We start from the raw sequence: 16,713 nt of genomic DNA on the forward strand, positions 1-16,713 counted from the left end.
CGGTTCCCTACATGACGGTGTCCGTCGTGCTGACGCTGTGCCTGCCGGTGGATGTCGTGCTCTTCGGGCAAGACACGACGAGCATGGTGTCGGTCTATTTCTACGAAACCCTTGCCTGGTGCCTGTTCGGCCTCGTTCTGGGCAACGAACTCTCCATCGGAAGGGCCGACATTCTGCGCCGGGGGTGGAACAGGATGCCGCCCCTGTTCCTGTATCTGGCGTGGTGCCTGTTCGCCGTCATCATGGTCTATGGCCTGCGCGCCTCCGGTGACACGGTCGGCAAGTTGAAGAATCTGCTTCCAGGCGCGCTCGTCTTCATCATGATGCAGTCCTGCGTCCGCGGAGAGCGCCAACTGTCCAGCGTCATCTTCCTGTACCTGGGCACCTCGGTGGCCGTGGCCGCCCTCGGCATACTGCAATACGAGACCGGCAGTTTCTATCTGTTCCCCTCTCTGGAGAACAACGCCTGGAAGGCGGATTTCGATGGCAGCTACCTGACCACGATCGCGCTTGGGCTGTACAGCACCCCGAACAATTTCGCCGCCGCGCTGGTTCCCTGCGTGATCCTGAGCGCGACCTTCGCCGTCTGGAAGTTGCGGCGGCGGCGGTATGCCCATGGAATTCTCCTGTCGATCTTCTGCATCGTCCTTTTCGCCGCCTTGGTGGTTTCGTTCAGCAAGGGCGGGCTCCTGTGGTGCGGCGTCGGATTGCTGATCGCGATCGGTCCATGGGGGCGCAGCCGTCACCGCGTCGCCCTCCTCCTCACGCCGCTGACGATCCTCGCCGTGACTCTGTACGGCGCCCTCCCTCGACAGGATGCTGCGGTGATCGACACCTCCACGACGGCCGCGAGGATCGGCCTGTGGCAGACCACTCTGTTCGTGATGGACGGCGACGGATTCACCTGGCTGTTCGGCGACGCCAGCGCGGGAATCCGGTATTGGAGCCCGGCCCTGGCCGGTTGGCTTTACCCCGATGCCCACAACACCTGGATCAACCAGGCGGTGATGTTCGGCCTTCCGTCCCTGGTTCTGTACGCCTGGATGTGGCTGCACGTCCTGCGCCGGCTGGGTGGAAGCGTCGCGCACGGAGCACCGTCGCCCTTCCTGGGCGCGGTGGTCCGGGGCTGCCTGGGGGTCCTGTCCGGAATGGCGGGGCTCCTGTTCTTCGAACCCAGGGCGGATGGGGTCTTCCAGTTCGCCCAAATCGCCTTTCTGTTTTCCCTCGCCCTCATCGCAGCAGAGGCGTGCCGGGAACCCGATGCACCGGAACTTCGGAAACACCGCCGGCCAGGAGTCGAATGATGACCTCTCCCACGGACCCGCAGACGAAGCTGTGCCTGGTTACCAACTTCAACACCTCCTATCGTGACGGGCTGTTCCATGCCATTGCCCAGACCATGGACACCGACTTTCTGTTCTATTCCGATGGGACTGAAAAGTACTGGCAGAAAGAGCAAGGGCTTTGGCAGGGCTCGATCAATCACAAGTACCTCAAGGGATTTTCGATCGCGAACACCCGGATCGCTCCGCTTCTGCCGCTGCACCTGATGGCGCGCCGGTATGACGCCTATGTGAAGTGCATCAACGGCCGGTTCGCCCTGCCCGTGACCTACGCCATGGCACGCCTTCAGGGCCGCCCCTTCATCCTCTGGACGGAAGTGTGGATGAAGTTCCGCACTCCGGCTCACCGATTCTTCTACCCGATCACACGGCACATCTACCGGAACGCGGACGCCATCGTCGCTTGCGGGGAGCATGTGTCGTCGTTCCTTCGTGACGAGGGAGTCGATCCGGACCGCATCTTCGTCGCGCGCCAGGCCGTGGACAACGCCTTCTACCGGCGCCCCGTCCATGCGGAGGAGGTGGCGCACCTCCGGCGCCGGCTCGGCATCGAGGACGATCAGGCGGTCGTCCTGTATCTGGGCCGTCTGAACGAGGTGAAGGGACTGCCCTATCTGGTCCGGGCCTTTGCCGACGTGGCGGCCGCGAACGACCGTGCCGTGCTCGTCATCGCCGGCACGGGGGAAGAGTTGCCGGCGCTTCGGACACTGGCGGACTCGCTGGGCATCGGGCCGCGCGTGCGCTTTTCCGGCTACGTCGATCGGGCGGGGACGGTGGCCCACTACGCCATGGCCAGCGTCTTCGTGCTTCCGTCCGTCGAATTGGACTATGTGAAGGAAACCTGGGGTCTCGTCGTGAACGAAGCGTTCAATCAAGGGCTTCCGGTGATCGCCACCGATGCGGTCGGAGCTGCGGCGGGTGGCCTGGTTCAGGACGGCCGGACCGGCTTCGTGGTGCCGCAACGCAACGCGGAGGCGCTTGCGAACGCGATCGGCCGCATCCTTACGGAACCGGAGCTGGCCGCCCGGATGCGGAACGCCTGTCGGCAGGTCATCACGCATTGGACGCAGGAGAGCATGGCCGAATCCTACGTCGCGGCCGTCGCGTACGCGCTCAGGAAGCGGGACAGCCATCAGGGAAAACCGGCATGATCGGCACATCGCTTGCGCACCTCCGACCGCATGAACGTGGAGCAACAGCCATGGCGCGGCGTGTTCTGATCTACCGGCAGGGGTCGCTGGGGGACACGCTGGTCGCCTTGCCGTGTTTTCATTTGATCGAGAAGGCCTTTCCACAGGCCGAGCGCCGGCTGCTGACCAACATCCCGATCAACGGCTTCGTGGCGCCCGCGGAAGCGCTGCTGAAACCGGGCGGTTTCATCCACGGCACGATCGAATATCCCATCGAGACCCGGGACCCGAAAGCTCTCTGGTCGCTCTGGCGATCCATCCGGGCATGGCGCCCCGACGTTCTCATTTACCTGGTCGATCAACGCCGGCGGTCGCAGGTGCTTCGTGACGCCGCGTTCTTCCGCCTGTGCGGCATCCGGCGTCTGATCGGCGTTCCCCTCGGGATGCCGTCCACCCCACGACGCGACCCCGTTACGAGGCTCTGGCCTTCGATCACGGAGCATCTCGTCGATGGCTTGAGCGAATTGGGGGACGGTCGGATCGGAGACGAAACCTCCTGGTCCCTGCGGCTTCTGGACAGCGAGCATCGGGCGGCGGTCGAAGCGTTGTCGCCGTTGGGAATGGATCGCCCTTTCATTGCGTTCAGCATCGGGACGAAATGGCAGCCCAACGATTACGGCGACGAGAACTGGAAAGTGGTTCTCGGGGAAATCGGTCGGCGATTCCCCTCTCTCGGACTTGCAATCATTGGAGCGAGGAACGAGGTTGATCGATCCGATGCCATCGCGGCGCATTGGCCGGGCTTGACCGTCAACCTGTGCGGCCGCCTGTCACCTCGGGAGAGCGCCGCCGTGTTGCAGCGCTCGCGGCTTTTCCTGGGACACGACAGCGGGCCGATGCACCTTGCCGCATCCGTTGGAACACGGTGCGTTGCCGTGTTCAGCAGCCGCAATCTGCCGGGCGTCTGGTTTCCACGCGGCGGCGGGCACGCGATCTTTTACCGGGACACCACGTGCGCCGGCTGTGGGCTGAGCCTGTGTGTCGAACAGGCCAAGCGATGCATAACCTCCATCCGCCCCGGTGACGTCGCCGAGGCCGCTGTGGAGCTTCTCTGTGGAGCTTCTGGACCGGGTCCGTCCAAGTGTACCGCGGCCGGGAAATGAGACACCCGGCTGGGTGAACCGCGCCGGGTTTCCGATTTCAGCCAAGCCGCTCCCTTGCTCGAACGGGTCGAGCCCCAAGCCTTCATCGCCGACAAGGTCTATGACGGTGACGCCATGATCGTCGCCTTGGAGGCGCGAGGCATCACCCCGGTATCCCCTCCAAGGCGAATCGGTTGACGCCCCGTGACACCGATTTTGCCTTGTATCGGGAACGCAACCTCGTCCAGCGATTCGTCAACAAGTTGAAGAGCTTCCGAGCCATCACAACCCGCTCCGACAAGCTCGCCGGCACCTTCTTGGCCGCTGTTCACCTCGTCTCGGCTCTCCTATCGCTCAACTGACGCCACCATGTTGCGGCTGGACCGCGTTTTCCCATCGGCTACACTGGCCGAGGTGACCGAGCGCTCGGAGAGGCCGTTGCGGTTGGACCGCGTTTTCCCATCGGCTACACTCACCCGCATCCTCGGGATCGACGCGCTCGCGTTGCGGTTGGACCGCGTTTTCCCATCGGCTACACTATGTTCATCGAACGCAAGGAATTGACTGGTGTTGCGGTTGGACCGCGTTTTCCCATCGGCTACACTCCGGTCGCCCCGTCTGGGGCCTTCCGGGTTGTTGCGGTTGGACCGCGTTTTCCCATCGGCTACACTACGGGGATGCCCGGCGTGTGCGGCACCGCGGTTGCGGTTGGACCGCGTTTTCCCATCGGCTACACTGGAAGCCGGCGCGGGTCAGCCCCGGTTACGGTTGCGGTTGGACCGCGTTTTCCCATCGGCTACACTTGTGCTTGGCATCGACGTAGTGGGTGTGCAGTTGCGGTTGGACCGCGTTTTCCCATCGGCTACACTCTTGGCGGTGCTGGCGGCGATCCAGGCGGAGTTGCGGTTGGACCGCGTTTTCCCATCGGCTACACTTGACGCGCTCGCCGCCCTCGCCTCCGCCACGTTGCGGTTGGACCGCGTTTTCCCATCGGCTACACTTTCTTCAGCGCGGTCGAGGGCGAGCAGGTCGTTGCGGTTGGACCGCGTTTTCCCATCGGCTACACTATCCACCAGCACCGCATCGTGACCGGCGGCGTTGCGGTTGGACCGCGTTTTCCCATCGGCTACACTTCCCTCGAACTCAAGGACAAGTTCTCCCAAGTTGCGGTTGGACCGCGTTTTCCCATCGGCTACACTCGCGCGAAGTAGCTGAAGGCGACCGGCGTGGTTGCGGTTGGACCGCGTTTTCCCATCGGCTACACTGGTGTGGTCATACTCCAGCTTCAACCGTTCGTTGCGGTTGGACCGCGTTTTCCCATCGGCTACACTCATGACCACGACGAGATCGAGCACGATCACGTTGCGGTTGGACCGCGTTTTCCCATCGGCTACACTGCCCTCGCCAAACAGGGACTCCGCCAGTTCGTTGCGGTTGGACCGCGTTTTCCCATCGGCTACACTCAGCCGCTCGGCGTCCGGCTTCTTCAGGCCGTTGCGGTTGGACCGCGTTTTCCCATCGGCTACACTGAGACGCTGGCCGACAACGCCGAAGCGGTCGTTGCGGTTGGACCGCGTTTTCCCATCGGCTACACTACTATGAGGCCGTGGGCCAGCCCTTGGCTGTTGCGGTTGGACCGCGTTTTCCCATCGGCTACACTACCGGGATCGGCGGCAGCACGCCCGGCGGCGTTGCGGTTGGACCGCGTTTTCCCATCGGCTACACTCGATTGTTTGAATTGGGCCATCCATTTTCGGTTGCGGTTGGACCGCGTTTTCCCATCGGCTACACTAGATGCCGTCGATCAGGACGCGCTTGGCGCGTTGCGGTTGGACCGCGTTTTCCCATCGGCTACACTTCGGAGCGCGCGGGGCTGGCTTCCAGCCCGGTTGCGGTTGGACCGCGTTTTCCCATCGGCTACACTATCCTTCTGCGCCTCGCTCGCGTCGCCGTAGTTGCGGTTGGACCGCGTTTTCCCATCGGCTACACTCCCTGCAACGTTATGGGACTCGTCCGGATGGTTGCGGTTGGACCGCGTTTTCCCATCGGCTACACTCTCTTCGGGCGGGGGCGGCGCATCGTGTTGCGGTTGGACCGCGTTTTCCCATCGGCTACACTGGAGGCCGCAGTGCGGCCCTACACGGGGCTGTTGCGGTTGGACCGCGTTTTCCCATCGGCTACACTGTGAATGTGGCCGACGCTCCCAATGGCCACGTTGCGGTTGGACCGCGTTTTCCCATCGGCTACACTGCCATTCGCCAACGCCTCAAGAACGACTTCGTTGCGGTTGGACCGCGTTTTCCCATCGGCTACACTCGTCCATGAAGACCCAGTACAGCCAGCAGCGTTGCGGTTGGACCGCGTTTTCCCATCGGCTACACTCAAGCACGTGAACGTGCACCCCTACGTCCTGTTGCGGTTGGACCGCGTTTTCCCATCGGCTACACTGTCAAATGGGTCATTGACAACGAGCGGCCCAGTTGCGGTTGGACCGCGTTTTCCCATCGGCTACACTGGCTGGTTTCAGACGGGGTTTCAGGCTCCAGTTGCGGTTGGACCGCGTTTTCCCATCGGCTACACTGCTGGACGCACCCACGCGGGTGTAATTGCCGGTTGCGGTTGGACCGCGTTTTCCCATCGGCTACACTTGCCACGCCTGCCACCACAGCGTCATGGCTGTTGCGGTTGGACCGCGTTTTCCCATCGGCTACACTCATCAACACAAGCCGCCGCGACCCGGCAGCGTTGCGGTTGGACCGCGTTTTCCCATCGGCTACACTGGCCGCCCATTGGTCGTTACGGCTCTGCCGGTTGCGGTTGGACCGCGTTTTCCCATCGGCTACACTGGCGGTCCTCTCCAGCGCCGATTGCGTTATGTTGCGGTTGGACCGCGTTTTCCCATCGGCTACACTAGCTGGCATCAAGACGGGGCTGACCACGCTGTTGCGGTTGGACCGCGTTTTCCCATCGGCTACACTACCGTCGGAGCCACGACCGGTCACGCCGCGTTGCGGTTGGACCGCGTTTTCCCATCGGCTACACTTCGAGACGTTTAAGGGGGATGTGCTCGAAGAGTTGCGGTTGGACCGCGTTTTCCCATCGGCTACACTCTACATCGGTCAGGTGTCGCCCATCGCGGCGTTGCGGTTGGACCGCGTTTTCCCATCGGCTACACTATCCTGGCACCACCGGACAACTGTCCCCCGGTTGCGGTTGGACCGCGTTTTCCCATCGGCTACACTATCTACATGGGCCTGCCGGGTCGGCTGTGTGGTTGCGGTTGGACCGCGTTTTCCCATCGGCTACACTGTGTGGGAGGCATGCCGCGCGCAGCTCGCCGTTGCGGTTGGACCGCGTTTTCCCATCGGCTACACTGGATATGGGTGTCGCTGGCGTGCGCCGAGAGTTGCGGTTGGACCGCGTTTTCCCATCGGCTACACTGTGGCGTGGCAGGATGACAGCGGCGCCGGTGTTGCGGTTGGACCGCGTTTTCCCATCGGCTACACTGAAGGTGATGGCGCCGAAGGGGAAGCTCTTGTTGCGGTTGGACCGCGTTTTCCCATCGGCTACACTGCCGCCGCTGTCGACCATCAGGCAGATGCCGTTGCGGTTGGACCGCGTTTTCCCATCGGCTACACTCACCCCGACGTGGTCCCGCCCCCTGCCGCCGTTGCGGTTGGACCGCGTTTTCCCATCGGCTACACTCGCGGCGGCCCACGACCGCAAGGTGGTTCTGTTGCGGTTGGACCGCGTTTTCCCATCGGCTACACTTGACGCTGTTGTCGTCAAGCGCCGCGGCGAGTTGCGGTTGGACCGCGTTTTCCCATCGGCTACACTGCACGTCGATGGGGTGACCATCGGCGACTTGTTGCGGTTGGACCGCGTTTTCCCATCGGCACGCGGCGGTATAAGGCTCTGAAAAGGCAGCCTTATCCCGCCCTCCACATGCACGGAATCCCTCTCCGCGCGGGTCAGAACAGCACGTATTGCTCCGGATTTTTCCGGGATGGCTGGCGCACGCGGCCGTCGAAACACACGATGGTCTCATACTGCTTGTCCGTGATGAAGACGATGTGCACCTTGCCGGTTGGCGGCACAGCCTTCTCGATTCGGCGGGTCAGGGCCTCGGCCTGCTCCTTGCCCACGCAATGGCGCAGGTATACGGAAAACTGCGACATCTCGAATCCCTGGTCGAGCAGGAACTTGCGGAAGCTCGTGGCAGCCTTGCGCTCGCGCTTGGTCAGCACCGGCAGGTCGAACAGAACCATCATCCACATGATCCGGTATCCGCTCAGCATCGCCGCCTGATTGCCCCTCCGTAGGCCTGCCCCATCACGCCGGTTGCGGCACCTTTGGAGGTGCTGGCCATTCCAGCGGCATCGGCGCCCACGCCTTGCTGCCTTCGCCCGCCGGCAGATCAAGCGTGGCGTCCCCGCTCTCGTAGGCCTGCGCCAGCGATCTCGCCGCCCGCATCACCACCGTGGACAGGGGCGTCGTTCCCTCCGCCGTCGGCAGATCCAGCGACGGCACGAGCGCCAGGAAGCGCTTGGCCTCGGGCGTCACCTCGTCATGCCCGGCTTCGGCCAGCCGCAGCACGGCGAGGTCCACGAAGGGGCGGAAAGGCTCCATCAGATCGTCCACGAGACACAGCGGGTTGGCCCGGTTGCGGTGGAACAGCCCAAGCGTGGGGTGTAGCCCCGCCCCCATCACCCCGCGCGCAACGGTGGAGCGTAGAATCGCGTAGCCGTAATTCAGCAGCCCATTCACGCCGCCCGCGTCCGAGTCGCGCCGGAAATCGTCGCCGAACAACAGTGGCCAGTAACGGCGCGCGGCCTGCGCTTCGATGTTGTCCGGGTCGCCGGAACGCACCTTGCGGGCCAGGGCCTCGAAGGCGCCGGAGGGCGCGCCGCGCGCCTCCAGCACCGCACCCTGCTGGCGGATCTTGGCGCGCACCAGGATCTGCCACAGCCGTTTCGTCTGCGGGACCGAGACGTTGAGCTGCGCGCGCATGCGCTGGGCCTGCACATGGTGGCCGTCCACCGGCCACAGGAAGGCCGCCGGCACATGGTTCGGCCCACACAGCACCACCGGCACTCCCCGTTCTGACAAGGCCAACAGCAGGTTGTTGGAATAGGTCAGGCCGTGCGCGTTCGCCACCACAGACCCGATGTCGTCCAAAGGGACCCGGCCGATCTCCTGGCCCCGCGCCTCCACCACCAGAAATCCGCGCGACAGGGACAGGTGCCGGCCGTCCTCGGCAATCTCGACGATGCGGCCGGTCATGAGGCGGCTTCCAGGTCGGAGGGCGCGGCGGGAGTCGTCGCCCATTTCGGAAAGCCGGGGTCGCACACCCGGCCCAGCGGATCGACCGTGACCCGCCGCGCCTCGCGCTGGCGCAGCACGCTGAAGGCGATAATCAGCCAGCGGAACGGGTCGTCCGGGTCGGCGTGGCGCTTGTCCAGCTCGCCCGCCTCGAAATTCTCTGCCATGCGGACGCGGTTGTTGGCGGGCTCCAGCCGGGCCACGCGCATGATGCGCAGGCGCCCGTCATGCTTCAGCTTCACGAGGTCGCCCTTGTGCAGGCGCATGACGAAACGCTCGCCCTCCGCCGGCACGTAAGGCGCGGCGCGGCCGTCCGGCAGGGCGGTGCGGTGCGCCTCGAAGAGGGTCGCGGCGCGGCCGGTCCAGCGGCCGTCGGACAGGGCCACGATGTCGATGTGGTGCACGTCGCCCGCGATCAGGCCCTTGTAGGGCTCCCCGTCCGGCCCCTTGAGCCAGATCGGGTCGGCCTCCTTGGCCAGCAGGCGGGCGCGGCGGATGCCGATCCAGGGCGCGGTCGCCGCCAGATCCTCCGCCGCCTTCGCCACCGCCTGCTTGACGTCCAGCCGGTCCGGGCCGTTGCGGTGGAAGGCCACGCGCTCTTGCATCGCCCGGCACAGGTCGGGGTCGCGGATGCGGGCGATCTCCTTTTCCGTCAGTCCGTCCAGTGGTTTGCGGTAAACAAGGTTGAAGCCCTTCTCCCGCTCCTTTTCCGTGGTTGGGCCGTAGGCGGTGTCCTCGTGCAGGCGGCCGCCGGTGCCGTGCTCGGGCTTGTGCGAGACGGTCAGCCCGCGCACCCGCGCGGCCAACTCGTCGCGGAAGCCCTTCCATGGTTCATCCAGATCGTCCATCAGCCGGTCGAGTCCGGTGTCCTCCGCGCGGGAAGCGGCCTGGGCCACTTTCTGCACCATGCCCTGGTCAATGCAGCCGATCACCGCCGCGTCCAGCGCGTGGTGCCTGTGGTCGTCGCGGTTCTTGGCGAAGGTCGCGTCCATCGGCGGATCGCCGCCCTCGCGGTTGTGGTCGCGCAGGATGGAATCGACGCCCCAGCGCCGGCGCAGCAGAGCGGTCAGCCGCCCCGGCGAGACGCGCACCCGGTCGGGGTGGCAGACGTGGCGCAGATACTCCCGCGCCAGCCGCGCGAGATACTGGGTGTCGGTGATCTGCCGGGCGAGGAAGCCGCCCTCCTCGTCCCAGCGGTTCATGGCGTTCTCGGCGAAGCGCCAGCGCTTGTTGGGCGGCAGGTCCTCCACGCAGCCGAGGATCTGGGACCAGCGCCCCTCGTCCCCGGCGAAGGCCTCCCAAGGCGTCTTGTTGCTTTTCTCCCGGTTGGCCGCGGTCAGGCAGACGACCTTGTTGGCGGCGCTGTCGTCCAGACTGCGGGAGAAGGGCAGGATGTGGTCGATGTCCACCTTTTCGGACAGCAGAAGCTCCAACCCGATGGTCTCGCCGGTGTAGGGGCAGCGGCGGTTGACGCCGCTCCCCTGCTCTTCCCACAGGCGCAGCTTCATCAGGTTGCGGCCGTTGACCGGCGCGTTGACGCTGCGCAGCAGGGCCTTGCGGTCGTCGTTCTTCTTCTGATTCCCGGCCTGCTCCTTCTCGGCGCGGCGGCGGGCCTCGTGGCTCTGCTTCAGCGGGCGGGCCAGTTCCACGACGATCTCTTGCGGGCGACCGTAGCGCTCGATCAGCTCATTGATCACCAGCCGGACCTGATTCAGCCCGATGTGCACCGTGGGGTTGGCGAGCCGGCCAAGCCGCTTTTCGTCCAAGTGCTTGGGATCGCCGGTGCCGAAGGCGACGTGGCGTTCCAGAACCGCGCCGTAATAGGGCAGCGTGTAAAGCTGTTCCCCCGGCCGGCGGTCGGAATGGTGGGCGCCGGGGATGGCGACCGGCACGGCTTCGTCGTAGCGGATCGGACGCCCCTCGCGCGCCTCCCGCTCCAGCACCGGCAGCAGGGCGGCCAGAGCCTTCCGGCCGATGCGCAGGTGGAAGTCGGGCAGCGGCGTGTCGGCGACGCGGGCGGCGGCTTCGGGCTCCAGCTCCCAGCGGGCGGCCAGCCAGTCGATCAGCGCGCCCTCGTCGGTTTCCGACAGCAGCCGCTCGACCACCTCGTCCTGTTCGGCCAGGGTCAGCTTCGCCCAGCGCGGGCCGAAGCGCTTCTTGTCGGACAGCAGGGCCGAGGTCTCGTCGGTCGCCAGCTCCGGCCGGCGGGTGGATTCGTGGGAGAACTCCACGTCCGAGCCGAGCTTCAGGACCTTGCGGATGTCCTTGAAGGTGATGGCCTTCCTGGTGGGCTTGGCCTTCGCCGCCCGCAAGATCAGGTCGCGTTCCTCGATGGTCAGCGGGCGTTCGCTGCGGTCCGGCGCGATGATCCGCAGGTTGGCGAGTTCGGTGTAGAGCCGGAACCTCTGCGCCGAGGGCAGCGCGCGCGGGGCACGCGGATCGTCGGGGAACAGCGAGCACTTGCCGACCGCCGGCGGCTTCAGCGGGCGCTGGTGGAAGATGCGGTGGCGCAGCGTCGTCCGCGCCTCCTCGGTCAGCAGGTTGGGGTGGTGGTACGCCTGTGCCGCCCACAGCTTGTCGAACTCCTCCTCCAGCATCGGGCGGGCCGGGTAGAAGGGGTATTCGGCCTTGGCGCCCCTCCCCACCATCCGGGCGCGCACGCTGCGCCCGTTGGCGCGTAACCAGTCGAAAAAGGCGCCGAGGGTCGGGGCACCGGCCTCCTCCATCTGGACTTCCAGCTTGTCGATGGCGGTGCGGATCTTGCCCGCCTCCTCCTCGTCGCCGGTGCCGCGCATCGCCTTGAAGCCCCGGCGCTGGTTGATGTGGAACAACGCCCGGCCGATCTCGTTCGCTTCCAGCCGCTCGGTCACCCCCCGCGCGCGCAGAGCGAGCGGATCGAGCGTCTCCAGCGCCTTGCGCGCCGCCCGATCCGCCGGCATCAGGCCGAAGCGGATCAGCGCCGCCATCAGCCGGTCGCGCCGCACCAGCGTCCGGTCACGCCGCCGCCGCATCTGCCGCGCGATCCGCCGCGCCACGGCGAGAGAACTCTTGTCCTGGGGATTGCGTCCATCCGGAAAGATGCGGACACCCATGCGCCGGATGCCCTTCGGCTGTCCGTCGTGATCGAGTTCGAGCACGCACCAGCCAAGGGAATTGGTGCCAAGATCAAGGGACAGGCGATAGGGCTGCATGGGATCGGTCCGCTCCCCAAAAGGAATATGCGCGTGTTCGGCGGCGGCAGCCTTATCGAACACCATTCATAGTCGAGAGTACCACAACCCTTGACCGCGTGAAGGGTTGTGGTACTCTCTCCGTAGCTGGAAACGATACCTGTTTTAGCCGATGGGAAACCGAGGTCCAGCCGTTAACAAGCCCGCTCCGGCGGGCACAAGATGCGGGGCAGGCTACGGCCTGCCCCTTCTTGTTTCGGGACGCCACGGCTGCGGTCAACCCGTCCTTTTCAGCTTCCGCGCTTGGCCCGACTGCACGGAAGGGAGGATTGTCCCAGGCGAACCGGCTTCCGTGGAAACCGACGCCTCCGCCTTGTCTCCGGAAAACGAGTAGAAGAACTGCGGCGCATTGGGGTTGGGCAATTTGCCCACCTTCTTCCGGCGCTTGTTCTCGCTCGCTGCCAGTCTCGCGTGGTTGAGGGCCAGCAGACGTTCCAGCACCTCCTCGTCCGACAGGTCTGCCGGCCAGCCGTAGGCGTCGGCCACGGCGGCGTCGAGGGCGGCGTGGGCCTGCACGAGCCACGCCGGACGCTGGTTGTAGAGGTTGGTCAGCGTGCGGGTCTTCTGGATCGCGGCTGCGCGCTCGTCGCGGGGCAGCAAGCGCTTCGGGTAGTCCGGCACCACCTCGTCCACCGCCTCCACGAGGTCGGACGGGTTCAGCCAGTTCTCGCGCAGTTCATTCAGCCGCTTCGCCGCCGCCGCGATGGCCTTCGCACGCGGATCGTCGGCATAGGCCGATGCCGGACGGTCAGGGGTAAGGCCGTCCGGGAAGGGGAAGGTCTCGAAGGTCGTGGACGGCGTGTAGCGGGGCCGGTCCTCGAGACTCGTTCCCAGGCGCAACGCCCACAGTTCATGGAAGCGGCTGTGCAGGATACCGAACGCAGTGTCGTCGTCGCGTGCGATCACATCCAAAAGATTTGCCGACAGCACGCTTGTCGGTTGCCAGGCAAAGACCCTGTGCTTGGCAACAACCGGGGTGACGATGCACCGGGTAAGCCCCGCCAGACCCGCACGCAGTTCCGGACGGGAGCGTTCGTGCAGCCACCACAATTGCCGGGTGCGCAAGTTACGGTCCTTGGCCCGTTCAGGGCGGACATGGCGCAAGGCATGTTCAAAGGGCGCCTCGTACAGCGCGGCTTCCTGTTCGTTCAAACCGTTAAAATCGATCACCCAGGTGTCCGACGGACGCCGCACGACATCCATGGCGTTCAGCCAAGGACGAAGCACGTCGGCGTTCGGTCGCCCGTTCGGATTCAACGGCCCAGCCAGCCACGCGCGGGCCGTCGCACCTGGAACATCGAACGCCCCATACTTTTTGATGCCTTCGAAACACACCCCGCCATTCTCCGCCAACGGTCGCGCCGTTGTCAGGTCCACCCCGCCCCCGGTCAGGTCGGCGAATATCTCCGGGACCTCCTTCCCGTCCAGCCGGGGCGTCTCGTCGATGCCCTTGGGGCCGAAGCAGACCAGCGACACGCGGACGGCGGCCCCCTCCTCCACCTGCCAGGGCTCGTCGGACCAAGCGTCAAAAATGGTGCCGCTCGCGCGGATGCGGTCGAGCACGCTACGGTTGGCCCCGCCCCGGATGGAATTGGTGGAGACGAAGCCGACACGCTCCACCCTGCCCTCCTCCAGCAAGGCGCGGGCCTTCTCGAACCAGTAGCACACGAGGTCCACGTTGCCGGAAAGCCGCCCGGCGAACAGCCGGCGCAGGCGCGTCACATACTCCTCTCCCAACTCGCCCAGCATGGACTTGTCGCCAAGGAAGGGCGGGTTGCCCAGGATGACCACGCGGTACGGCTCCCCGTTCCCGTTCTTCCTGTCCTTATCCTCATCGGCGGCCAGGGTCTCGGCGTCGGGCCAGCGGGCTTCGCCGCCGATCAGGTCGATCAGGGCGTCCTTCTGCTCGATGGTCTTCAGGCTTTGGAGGATCGGGTTGCGCGGCACGTCGTAGCCATGACGGCGCATCCACTGGATCGCGCCGATCCAGACGGAGATGCGGGCCAGTTCGACGCCCAGCGGGTTGACGTCGATCCCCAGCACCGCCTCCGGCCCGATGGTCTTCGGCCGCGCGTTGCCCTTCAGGTCCAACTCCAGTTGGCGGGGAAAGCCGAAGCCTTCGCCCTCGACCACCACCTCGTGCTCCAGGTCCTTCAGCGCGCGCAACGCCAGATACAGGAAGTTGCCCGAGCCGCAGGCCGGGTCCAGCACGCGGAAGCGGTGCAGCCGGTCCAGAAAGCCGTCGTACAGCGCCCGTGCCTTCCGGCGGAGGCGCTCGCGTTCCGTGGGCGCGGCGGCCCTGGCCTTGCCCAGCAAAGCGACGATGCGGTCGCGCGCCGCCATCCATTCCCGGCGCAAGGGGCGGGTGACCACCGGCTCCACCAGCTTCAGAATGGTGGGCTCCGGCGTGTAGTAGACGCCGACCGCCCCCTGCGACAGGCCGGAGCGGTCACGCCGCACCACCTCGCGCGCCAGGACCGTGCGCCGTTCGGGGCTCAATCCGCGTTCGAACAGGGTTCCCAGGATCGTCGGGTCGATGTCCGACCAGTCCAGCCGCGCCGCCTCGCGCACCATCGCGATGTCGCCGGCCTCCAAGGGCAACGCGTCGGCGTCGTTGAACAGGCCGCCGTTGAACCAATCGACCTTCTCGAACCCGACCCGCCCACCGTGGCGCATGGAACGGAACAGTTGCTCCGCCAGCGGAACGAACTCCGCCGGTTCGTGGGCCGCCTCGTCCAGCAGCCGTGTGAACATCCGCTCGCCCAGCAGGCCGACATTCTCCGCGAACATGCAGAAGACCAGCCGCATGAGGAAATGGGCCACCGTCCAGCGGTCATGCCCGCGTCCCGCAAGCCGGGCGGCAAGGGCGGCGAAACGCCCGGCCGCCTCCTCGGTCAGCATGGTCCGCGTCTGTCCGGGACGCAGCCGTTCCGGAGCGGTGAAGGCCCATTTCAGGATGTTCAGGCGGTCGGGGTCGCGCAGGTCGGTCAGGCCGATCTCGTGCTTCTCCGTGACGGCGTTGGTCCAGTTCGTGTGGACCCGGATACGGACCATGTCGCTGACGATCAGCAGGGGCGGGTTGTCGAGGGACGGCGCATAGCGCTGAAGCTGCGCATAGGCCGTTTCCAGGTTGCGTCCGGGTCCCTTGTATTCCCAGGCGAAGCAGCCGCGTTTCCAAACGTCGGCGCGTCCGGGCCGCCCATCGGTCTTGGCGACGGCCTTTTCGAAGCAATAGTCCTTCGCCGTCGGGTCGGCATCTGCCGGAGTCTTTTCCCCCAAGACATGGCAAAGATCGACGAAATGTTGTTGTGCTCCCTGACTCTCGCCCAGTGAAGATCGTTTCCATTTGCGGACGAATTCCTCCACCGTCATGCGAGGTCGCATGGCGTCGTCAAGCATGAAAGTGCATTCTTCCGTGTTTTAACTGCAAGAATGCTGAACATGAAAACTTAAAATATTATTTAGCGAAGCTACTTGCGCAAATCATTTTGCACAGGAAACAAATGCATTCATGCGTATTATTTCCAACCTTCTCTTTTCATTTACATAGCATTACCGCACCGACATACTACTGCTGCGTCATAAACACCGCTGTTGAGCTTGGTAAGCCTGAAGGCAACATGGGCACCTCGGCAGGCGCTGCGCCAAGCCGATTGAAGGTCGCCGCTGGACGGAGGCGATGGACGGAGGCGATGGACGTCGGCGCGTGGCGTTCAGGACGCACCAACCCCTCGGAGCCTGTATTCTTCGGATACGACAGGCGCCGCGCGCTGCCCGGTTTCGATGCGTTGCTCAGGGAGGAAAAGACACCGCTCGGCGACCAGAAAGCCATAAGCGGCGATGCACAGGCTGGCATGATGGTGAAAGCCGCGCCAGCCGCGCCCTTCGAAGTGGCCCAGCCCGACCTCCTGCTTGAGCTCACGATAATCGCGCTCGATGCGCCAGCGGCCTTTCGCGGCGGTGACCAACTCCATGAGCGGCGTGTCGGCCGGCAGGGTGGACAGCCAGTACTTGGCAGGCTCCGGCGCCCCGTCCGGCCATTCCACCAACAGGCATTCCTCCGGCGGCGAAACGCGACGACAAAGGCGCATTTGTTCCCTCCCGCCATGTGATCGTCTGCCAGGTTTGCCCTGGGAGGCTCTTGGCGCCCCCCGGCCGTGCGGCAGCGGGCAGGATCGTCCGTCCAGGTTTCCGGCAGGGAAAGGCGGTGAGCGATGGGCAGACTGGCGTGATCCTTGGCGACCGACAGGGTAACGGCCACCTGGCAGTTGTCCTGTTTGCCGATCTGCCCGCAATACTGCCGCGCCACGCCGACCGACTGTTTGCCCTTCTTCGGCACGCCGGTGTCATGCGCTGTCCCGGCAGCAACAGACCCCTGCAATAGGCGCGCATCGGCGCGTGCCGGTCAGCGTGCCCCAACACACCGGCGATGGCCTCCAGATACTCATCGAACCGGCGCTCAGCCGCATCGGGGCGATCCAAACCCCTCTGTGCCATGTCTCCTATATGGCAAGCCTTCTATGACACAGTAGCATTACAAGGGAAG

7 protein-coding genes, 2 pseudogenes and 1 CRISPR repeat array are annotated in these 16,713 nt (G+C 65.2%); of the genes and pseudogenes, 4 read left to right on the forward strand and 5 right to left on the reverse strand.

Annotation, left to right across the window (positions count from 1 at the left end; genetic code table 11):
* The first annotated feature begins 26 nt into the window (after nt 1-26).
* The 4 genes and pseudogenes from DS843_RS31315 to DS843_RS21860 form a co-directional block, all read left to right on the forward strand.
* The gene (locus DS843_RS31315) at nt 27-1,304 is read left to right on the forward strand and encodes an O-antigen ligase family protein (RefSeq protein ID WP_167525405.1); all 1,278 of its coding nucleotides are present in this window, start codon (nt 27-29) and stop codon (nt 1,302-1,304) included.
* Nucleotides 1,304-2,494 carry a glycosyltransferase family 4 protein gene (locus DS843_RS21850; RefSeq protein ID WP_167525406.1) on the forward strand — a complete coding sequence of 397 codons (1,191 nt, stop codon included), beginning with the start codon at nt 1,304-1,306 and terminating at the stop codon, nt 2,492-2,494. Before DS843_RS31315 ends, DS843_RS21850 begins: the two co-directional genes overlap by 1 nt.
* Entirely contained in the window at nt 2,491-3,636 is a 1,146-nt protein-coding gene (locus tag DS843_RS21855) for a glycosyltransferase family 9 protein (protein WP_208852294.1), read from the forward strand. Before DS843_RS21850 ends, DS843_RS21855 begins: the two co-directional genes overlap by 4 nt.
* Before the next feature lie 18 nt (nt 3,637-3,654).
* Nucleotides 3,655-3,977: pseudogene (locus DS843_RS21860) on the forward strand (transposase); the annotation flags it as partial.
* Nucleotides 3,978-3,986: 9 nt separating this feature from the next.
* Nucleotides 3,987-7,518: direct repeats of the CRISPR family, unit length 36 nt; unit sequence GTTGCGGTTGGACCGCGTTTTCCCATCGGCTACACT.
* A 68-nt stretch (nt 7,519-7,586) separates the two neighbouring features.
* On the opposite strand, the gene cas2 reads toward DS843_RS21860, so the two are convergent.
* From cas2 to DS843_RS21885, 5 genes and pseudogenes are all read right to left on the reverse strand, one after another.
* Nucleotides 7,587-7,892 carry a CRISPR-associated endonuclease Cas2 gene (gene cas2 / locus DS843_RS21865; RefSeq protein WP_149470945.1) on the reverse strand — a complete coding sequence of 102 codons (306 nt, stop codon included), beginning with the start codon at nt 7,890-7,892 and terminating at the stop codon, nt 7,587-7,589.
* 55 nt (nt 7,893-7,947) lie between these two features.
* Entirely contained in the window at nt 7,948-8,898 is a 951-nt protein-coding gene (gene cas1, locus DS843_RS21870) for a type II CRISPR-associated endonuclease Cas1 (RefSeq protein ID WP_149470946.1), read from the reverse strand.
* The gene (gene cas9 / locus DS843_RS21875; protein WP_149470947.1) at nt 8,895-12,128 is read right to left on the reverse strand and encodes a type II CRISPR RNA-guided endonuclease Cas9; all 3,234 of its coding nucleotides are present in this window, start codon (nt 12,126-12,128) and stop codon (nt 8,895-8,897) included. Before cas9 ends, cas1 begins: the two co-directional genes overlap by 4 nt.
* 255 nt (nt 12,129-12,383) lie before the next feature.
* Nucleotides 12,384-15,446, reverse strand: a complete 3,063-nt coding sequence (locus DS843_RS21880; RefSeq protein ID WP_208852296.1) for a class I SAM-dependent DNA methyltransferase — start codon at nt 15,444-15,446, stop codon at nt 12,384-12,386.
* A gap of 434 nt (nt 15,447-15,880) precedes the next feature.
* Nucleotides 15,881-16,664 (reverse strand): annotated as a pseudogene (locus tag DS843_RS21885) (IS701 family transposase).
* Between the last annotated feature and the right edge of the window lie 49 nt (nt 16,665-16,713).

Origin of the sequence: Roseomonas genomospecies 6 (assembly GCF_008365375.1) — a bacterium.
Taxonomy (GTDB): domain Bacteria; phylum Pseudomonadota; class Alphaproteobacteria; order Azospirillales; family Azospirillaceae; genus Azospirillum.

Coding starts and splice junctions, on each gene's coding strand:
- DS843_RS21850 (WP_167525406.1), top strand. CDS start 1,304: ATGACCTCTCCCACGGACCCGCAGACGAAGCTGTGCCTGGTTACCAAC.
- DS843_RS21855 (WP_208852294.1), top strand. CDS start 2,491: ATGATCGGCACATCGCTTGCGCACCTCCGACCGCATGAACGTGGAGCA.
- cas2 (WP_149470945.1), bottom strand. CDS start 7,892: ATGTGGATGATGGTTCTGTTCGACCTGCCGGTGCTGACCAAGCGCGAG.
- cas1 (WP_149470946.1), bottom strand. CDS start 8,898: ATGACCGGCCGCATCGTCGAGATTGCCGAGGACGGCCGGCACCTGTCC.
- cas9 (WP_149470947.1), bottom strand. CDS start 12,128: ATGCAGCCCTATCGCCTGTCCCTTGATCTTGGCACCAATTCCCTTGGC.